This window comes from Nocardia sp. NPDC004415, assembly GCF_053602435.1.
Genome location: NZ_JBSGDP010000029.1, coordinates 68,946 through 75,801, shown reverse-complemented (window position 1 = coordinate 75,801; position 6,856 = coordinate 68,946). Strand labels below are relative to the sequence as shown.

The window sequence follows — 6,856 nt, the reverse complement described above, 5'->3', positions numbered from 1 at the left end:
GGCGGCCCGGCCGCGACCCGGCGCTGCGCGCCGCCGCTCCTCGGGGTCGCGGGTGCGGGGCTGGGAGTGCGGTCATGGCGGATTTGGTGTGTGCGGTGTGGCTGGGAGTGCGGGAGGTGGCTGACCCGCGGCGATGCAGCGTTGGCCTAGGGCGAGACCAGGTCGTCCTTGGGGGTGCCGTTGACGCCGTTCTGTTCGCGCCAGCGGGTGGTCAGTTCCTGGTTGACCCTCGCGGGGTTCTCCTGGTGGGCGTAGTGCCCTGCGTCGGGGATCGATACCAGGGTTCGGGCGGGGGACCAGCGGGCGCCACGGTGGACGGTGGCGGGCAGCAAGTAGGGGTCCTGGTCGCCGCGCAGGGCCAGGACGGGGATGTCGATGGGGGTGCGCATGGTCGCCATGAAGCGCTTGCCGTCGGGGCGCCATTGGGAGCGGAAGGCCCAGCGCTGGTATTCCAGCGCGCAATGGGCGACGCCGGGGATGCGGACGGCGTGGCGCATGCGGGCGGCGGTTTCGGTGAATTCGGCGCCGCGCGCCCAGTTCTCGCCGACCCGTTCGCGCAGCAGGCGCTCCACCTCGGCGCCGTCGCGCCGGGTGAGCAGGTGTTCGGGGTAGCGGGGCAGCTGGTAGCGCAGGAAGTCGGGCAGCCAGGTGGCGCGCTGGGCGGAGTCGCGCAGGACGGCCTTCTTCAGCGCGGCGGGGTGCGGCGAGCCGATGACGGCGATCGAGCGCACCAGTCGTGGATGCAGCACGGCGGTCGCCCAGCAGACCAGTCCGCCTTCGGCGTGGCCGACCAGGGTCGCCTCGGTGTGCCCGAGCGCGCGGACCAGGCCCGCGATGTCACCGGCCAGGGTCCAGCCGTCGTAGCCGCGCGGGGGTTTGTCGGAATCGCCGTATCCGCGCAGGTCCACGGCGACGGTGCGGTAACCGTGGTCGGGCAGCCCGGTGAGCTGGTGACGCCACGACCACCAGAAGTCGGCGAAACCGTGCAGGAGCAGGACCAGGGGCGCGTCGGCGCGCCCTGGCGGGTCGGCCTCCACGACGTGGAAGCGGATGCCGTTGGCGTGCACGTCACGGTGGGTCCACGGTCCGTCGTAACGGACGCTGGACGGATCCGGGAATGAATTGGACGACACGCCGATCGAGCCTAGTAGGCGGGTCCGGCCGGTGCGACCGGGCCCGCCCGGCGCGTCATCGGCGGGTCGACTTCTCCAGCGCGGGCGCGCTCTCGCGGTGGGTCAGCGCCTGCGGCAGCACCTCGGCGGTCTGCTTGAGCGAGCCGATCGTCTTCTCCGGCGCGCGCAGCTTGCGCACCTTGAGCCAGCCGAGGAAGCCGAGCAACGCGGTGGTGAGGACCATCAGCGCGAACACGATCAGGAACGCGGCCCAGCGGTAGAGCCACACATCCAGCAGTTCGGCGAGGAAGAAGAAAAAGAAGAACGAGCTGAACAGCAGCACCGTCAGCGCGAGGATGAAGAAGACGCTGCCGGTGAGTCCCTTGCGGACTTCGGCGGTCACCTCGGCCTTGGCCAGCGCCACCTCGGCGCGCACAAGGGTCGACATCTGCTCGGTCGCATCGCGGACCAGACTGCCGATACTGGCCGATCCGGGCGGATTGGCGTCGGTCAACGGGATGGAAGTGACCGTCCGACCGTCATTTCCGCCTTGGGTGTAACTCACTTCGTCGACCCTTCTCTGTCCGGTGGTAGTTCGTCCGCGTCACGGCGCGCCTGGTGCACACGTCCTCGGCGCAACAGTAGCGCCGATCCGATCAGCGATGCTGCCATGGAGGTCACCAGAACGGCCGCCTTCGCGAGATCGATGGCTTCCGCGCCGATATCGGCCAGCGCGAGTTCCGCCACCAGAAGGCTAACGGTGAACCCGATCGCGCCCAGTACCGACAGGGCGAACATGTCGCGATATTCCAGTCCGGCAGGTCGTTTCACCCAGCCGAGCCGGATCGTCACCCAACTGACACCGAAGATGCCGATCGTCTTGCCCAGCAGCAGCCCCAGCATGATCGCCAGCGACAACCGCTCGGTGAACAGCGAACCGAACACCGCGCCGTCGAGCGGCACGCCCGAGGCGAACAGCGCGAACAGCGGCACGCACACCCCCGCCGACAGCGGCTGCACGACGTGTTCGAGGTGGGTCGCCGGTGCCATCTGCTCGCCCGGGTCCGGGCGCACCCGGGTGAGCAGGCCGAGCGCGACACCGGCCAGCGTGGGATGGATGCCCGCCTCGTGCAGCGCGTACCAGCACACCAGCGCGATCGGCAGATACACCAGCGGCGTGTGCAGCCGGAACTTCTGGGCCAGCGCCCAGGCCGCGCAGCAGGCCAGCGCCGCCAGCAGCCACAGCAGCGACAGCGAGGCGGTGAACAGCACCGCGATGAGCACGATCGCCAGCAGGTCGTCGACGACGGCCAGGCTCAGCAGGAACACCCGCGCGCTGGGCGGGATGCGTGAGCCGGTCAGCGCGAGCACCGCCAGCGCGAAGGCGATATCGGTGGCCACCGGGATCGCCCAGCCCTTGTCCATGCCGGGCACGCCGTGCCCGACGATCAGCGCGATCACCGCCGGGGTCACCACCCCGCCGACCGCGGCGACCACCGGCAGCGCGGCCCGTTTCGGATCGGCCAGCTCCCCGACGACGAACTCGCGTTTGAGTTCCAGCCCCGCGACGAAGAAGAAGACGGCGAGCAGCCCGTCCTTGGTCCAGTCCGCCAGAGTGAGGTCCAGGTGCAGCGCGGGAATGCTCAGCGAGGTGTCGACCATCGTCTGATAGCTCGCGCCCCACGGCGAATTCACCCAGATCAGCGCGACCGCGGCGGCGATGAGCAGCAGCGCTCCGCCGACGGTTTCGGTCCGGAGGTAGCGGGTCAGTTCGGATCGCACACGGGTGATCAAGCGCGGGCCTCTCGGCAGGGTTGGACTCGGCTGCGGGCGCTCCTCCACCCGGATTCACGACCGCACGCCGACCAGACTTCCCGGCACACCTGGCACCGATCCTAACGGACCCGGCCGACGGCTCACCCCGCCGCCGACCGGGCGCGGCTCAGTTGCCGCCCGCGCGAATCGCCTCGAAAACGCCCGGATCCACCAGCGTGGAGGTGTCCCCGAGCTCGCGTCCCTCGGCCACATCGCGCAGCAACCGGCGCATGATCTTGCCGCTGCGCGTCTTGGGCAGTTCCGGCACCAGATGGATCTCGCGCGGCTTGGCGATCGGGCTGATCTGCTTGGCGACTTCGGCTTTGAGCTCGTCGACCAGGCTGGGGCCCGCGGTGCCCGCCGACTCGCCCGTCAGGATGACGAAGGCGACGATGCCCTGCCCGGTCGTGTCGTCGCTGGCGCCGACCACCGCGGCCTCGGCGACGGCCGGATGGCCCACGAGCGCCGATTCGACCTCGGCGGTGGAAATGCGATGCCCGGAGACGTTCATGACGTCGTCGACGCGGCCGAGCACCCACAGGTCACCGTCGGCGTCGAGCTTGGCGCCGTCACCGGCGAAGTACCAGCCCTGCTCGGCGTAGCGCTCCCAGTAGGTGGCCCGGTAGCGGTCCATATCGCCCCAGATGCCGCGCAGCATCGACGGCCACGGCTTGTCGAGCACCAGGTACCCGTTGGCCTCGGTCTCCCCGAGCTGCACCGGCTTGCCCTCTTCGTCGACGACCGTCGCCGAGATGCCCGGCAGGGGTCGCATGGCCGCGCCGGGCTTGGTGGCGGTGACGCCGGGCAGTGGGGAGATCATGATGGCGCCGGTCTCGGTCTGCCACCAGGTGTCCACGATCGGGGTTTCGTTCGCGCCGATCACGTCGCGGTACCAGCGCCAGGCTTCGGGGTTGATGGGTTCGCCGACCGAGCCCAGGACTCTCAGGGAGGTGAGGTCGTGGGCGTCGGGGATCTCGCGCCCCCACTTCATGAAGGTGCGGATCAGCGTCGGTGCCGTGTAGTAGATCGTGACGCCGTATTTCTCGATGATCTCGAAGTGGCGGTGTTCGTTGGGGGAGTTGGGGGTGCCTTCGTAGACGACCTGGGTGGTGCGGTTGGCCAGGGGTCCGTAGACGATGTAGCTGTGTCCGGTGACCCAGCCGATGTCGGCGGTGCACCAGTAGACGTCGGTGCCGGGTTTGTGGTCGAAGACGTTGTGGTGGGTGTAGGCGGTTTGGGTGAGGTAGCCGCCGGTGGTGTGGAGGATGCCTTTGGGTTTTCCGGTGGTGCCGGAGGTGTAGAGGATAAACAAGGGGTGTTCGGCGGGGAATGCCTGTGCTTCGTGGGAAGGTGAAGCGGCGGCGACGGTTTCGTGCCACCACACGTCGCGCCCGTCGGTCCAGGGCACCTCGGTCCCGACCCGGCGCACCACCAGCACGTGCTCGACCGAGGACGGCACATCGCCCTTGGCTGCCAGCGCCTCGTCCACGGCTTCCTTGAGCGGGGCGGGCCTGCCGCGCCGCCACTGTCCGTCGGTGGTGATGATCAGCCGCGCCTCGGCGTCGTCGACCCGCTGACGCAGCGCGCTGGGGGAGAACCCGGCGAAGACCACCGAATGCGTGAGCCCGAGCCGCGCGCAGGCCAGCATCGACACGATGGCCTCGGGCACCATCGGCATGTAGATCGCGACCCGATCACCGGCCTCGAGCCCGAGCTCGGTCAGGTAGTTCGCGGCGCGCGAAACCTCGTCGAGCAGTTCGCGATAGGTGATGTCGCGTGAATCGCCGGGCTCGCCTTCCCAGTGGATGGCGACCTGGTCGCCGTGCCCGTCGATGACGTGGCGGTCCACGCAGTTGTAGGCGACATTGAGCTCGCCGTCGGCGAACCAGCGGGCGACGGGGGCGTCGCTCCAGTCGAGCACCTGGGTGAAGGGTGTGTGCCAGTGCAGCCGATTGGCCTGCTCGGCCCAGAAGCCGTCACGGTCGGTCTCGGCCTGCTCGTACAGTGCGGCGTGCGCGTTGGCCGACGCGGCGAACTCCGCGCTCGGCGGGAACGAGTCCGGGTGTCCTGCAGCGGTTTCGGTCATGTCGATTCAGCCTCACATGCCTCGTGCGGTCGGGTCGGTCGCGAGGGCGCCAGCCCTGCTCCCTCGACACTAGTCAACGCACCCGGCCCCGCGCGGCGGTTGTATCGCGCAGGTTTCGCGGGTGGGTTCATCCGATGACTTCCCGGACAGATCCGCCGTTCCCGGGCTATCGTTTTATCTCAACCGTTCAGCTGATGGTTCCGAGAATTGTTCATTTATTTCGGGAGACCGCGTTGAGATTGACCAGAGCGACCGCATTGTTCGCCGCCACCGTCACGGCCATGGGCCTCGCACTGACAGCCTGTAGCGCCGACGACAGCGCCGACGCGGCCATCGTCACCACCAACGGGGCGGAGCCGCAGAATCCGTTGGTGCCCACCAATACCAACGAGAACATGGGTGGTCGCGTGGTAGATCGCCTGTTCGCCGGGCTCAAGTACTACGACGCCACCGGTGAGGCGCACGACGAGATGGCGGAGCAGATCGAGACCGCCGATCGCAAGTCCTACCGCATCACCATCAAGCCGGACTGGAAATTCACCGACGGCACCACGGTGACCGCGAAATCATTCGTCGACGCGTGGAACTACGGCGCACTCGCCACGAACGCACAATTGCAGAGTTATGTCTTCACGCCCATTGTCGGATTCGACGAAGTGAATTCCGAGAAACCCACCGCGCAGACGATGTCGGGCCTGAAAGTGGTCGACGATCGCACCTTCACGGTGGAATTGAAATCGCCCTCGATCGATTTCGAGAGTGCCCTCGGATACGCCCCGTTCTACCCGCTTCCGGAGTCGGCGTTCGCGGACATGAAGGCGTTCGGCGAGAACCCGGTCGGCAACGGCCCCTACGCCTTCGAATCCTGGGAACACAACGTCAAGATCGACCTGAAGCCCAACCCGGACTATCCCGGTGGCCGCCCGGCCAAGAACAAGGGCCTGCGCTTCGTCATGTACCAGTCCTTCGAAACCGCCTACGCCGACCTGCAGGCGGGCAATCTCGACACCCTCGACACCATTCCCGACAGCGCGCTGACCTCCTACAAGAGCGATCTCGGCGACCGCGCGATCACCAAGCCCACCGCGCAGAACCAGCACATCGGCATCCAGACGACCGTGCCGCATTTCGGCGGTGAGGAAGGGGTGCTGCGCCGCAAGGCGATCTCGATGGCGATCAACCGCCCGCAGATCAGCGAGAAGATCTTCAACGGCCTGCGCCTGCCCGCCCGCGATTTCACCGCCTCCACGCTGCCCGGATTCAAGGGCGACCTGCCCGGCTCCGAGGTGTTCGACTACAACCCCGATCAGGCCAAGAAGCTCTGGGCCCAGGCCGACGCCCTCTCGCCGTGGTCGGGCAAGTACACGATCACCTACAATTCCGACGGCGGTCACCAGGCCTGGATCGAAGCGGTGGCCAACAGCATCAAGAACACCCTCGGCATCGAGGCGGTCACCAATCCGGTCCCGACCTTCAAGAACGTGCGCGACGCGGTGAACGCCAAGACCATCGGCACCGCGTTCCGCTACGGCTGGCAGGGCGATTACCCGACGATGATGCAGTTCCTGTCCTCGCAGTACTACAGCTACTCCGAGACCAACAATGTCGACTACGACAATCCCGAGGTCGACCGGCTCTTCGACGCCGCCATGGCCGCGGCCACCCAGCAGGAGTCCTACCAGCTGATCGCGCAGGCGCAGACGATCATGATCAAGGACATGGCCGATATCCCGGTATTCGACTATGTCGCCGCCGCGGGCCGCTCCGACCGCGTGACCGAGGCCGAATTGGCCTGGAACGGCCTGTTCGACTTCGAGAACATCGAGAAATAGACCGCGGAGCG

At 67.7% G+C, this 6,856-nt stretch carries 5 protein-coding genes; 1 reads left to right on the top strand and 4 read right to left on the bottom strand.

The genetic code is table 11. The features are described from left to right. Positions 1-146 precede the first annotated feature (146 nt). The 4 genes from ACWEMY_RS16095 to acs all read right to left on the bottom strand — a co-directional run bounded on the left by ACWEMY_RS16095 (position 147) and on the right by acs (position 5,013). The gene (locus ACWEMY_RS16095) at positions 147-1,133 is read right to left on the bottom strand and encodes an alpha/beta fold hydrolase (protein WP_452390628.1); all 987 of its coding nucleotides are present in this window, start codon (positions 1,131-1,133) and stop codon (positions 147-149) included. Between the two features lie 55 nt (positions 1,134-1,188). Next, positions 1,189-1,677, bottom strand: a complete 489-nt coding sequence (locus ACWEMY_RS16090) for a phage holin family protein (RefSeq protein WP_375932902.1) — start codon at positions 1,675-1,677, stop codon at positions 1,189-1,191. After that, positions 1,674-2,906, bottom strand: coding sequence for a Na+/H+ antiporter NhaA (nhaA, locus tag ACWEMY_RS16085; protein WP_452390627.1), 1,233 nt, complete (start codon positions 2,904-2,906; stop codon positions 1,674-1,676). The genes ACWEMY_RS16090 and nhaA overlap by 4 nt, the downstream gene beginning before the upstream one ends. A gap of 148 nt (positions 2,907-3,054) precedes the next feature. After that, entirely contained in the window at positions 3,055-5,013 is a 1,959-nt protein-coding gene (gene acs / locus ACWEMY_RS16080) for an acetate--CoA ligase (protein ID WP_452390626.1), read from the bottom strand. 281 nt (positions 5,014-5,294) lie between these two features. On the opposite strand from acs, the gene ACWEMY_RS16075 reads away from it, so the two are divergent. Then, positions 5,295-6,845 carry a peptide ABC transporter substrate-binding protein gene (locus tag ACWEMY_RS16075; RefSeq protein ID WP_452390634.1) on the top strand — a complete coding sequence of 517 codons (1,551 nt, stop codon included), beginning with the start codon at positions 5,295-5,297 and terminating at the stop codon, positions 6,843-6,845. Positions 6,846-6,856: the final 11 nt, after the last annotated feature.

Bases quoted from the DNA above. Each gene is read 5' to 3' on its own strand.
- ACWEMY_RS16075 (WP_452390634.1), top strand. From the start codon at position 5,295: ATGGGCCTCGCACTGACAGCCTGTAGCGCCGACGACAGCGCCGACGCG.
- acs (WP_452390626.1), bottom strand. From the start codon at position 5,013: ATGACCGAAACCGCTGCAGGACACCCGGACTCGTTCCCGCCGAGCGCG.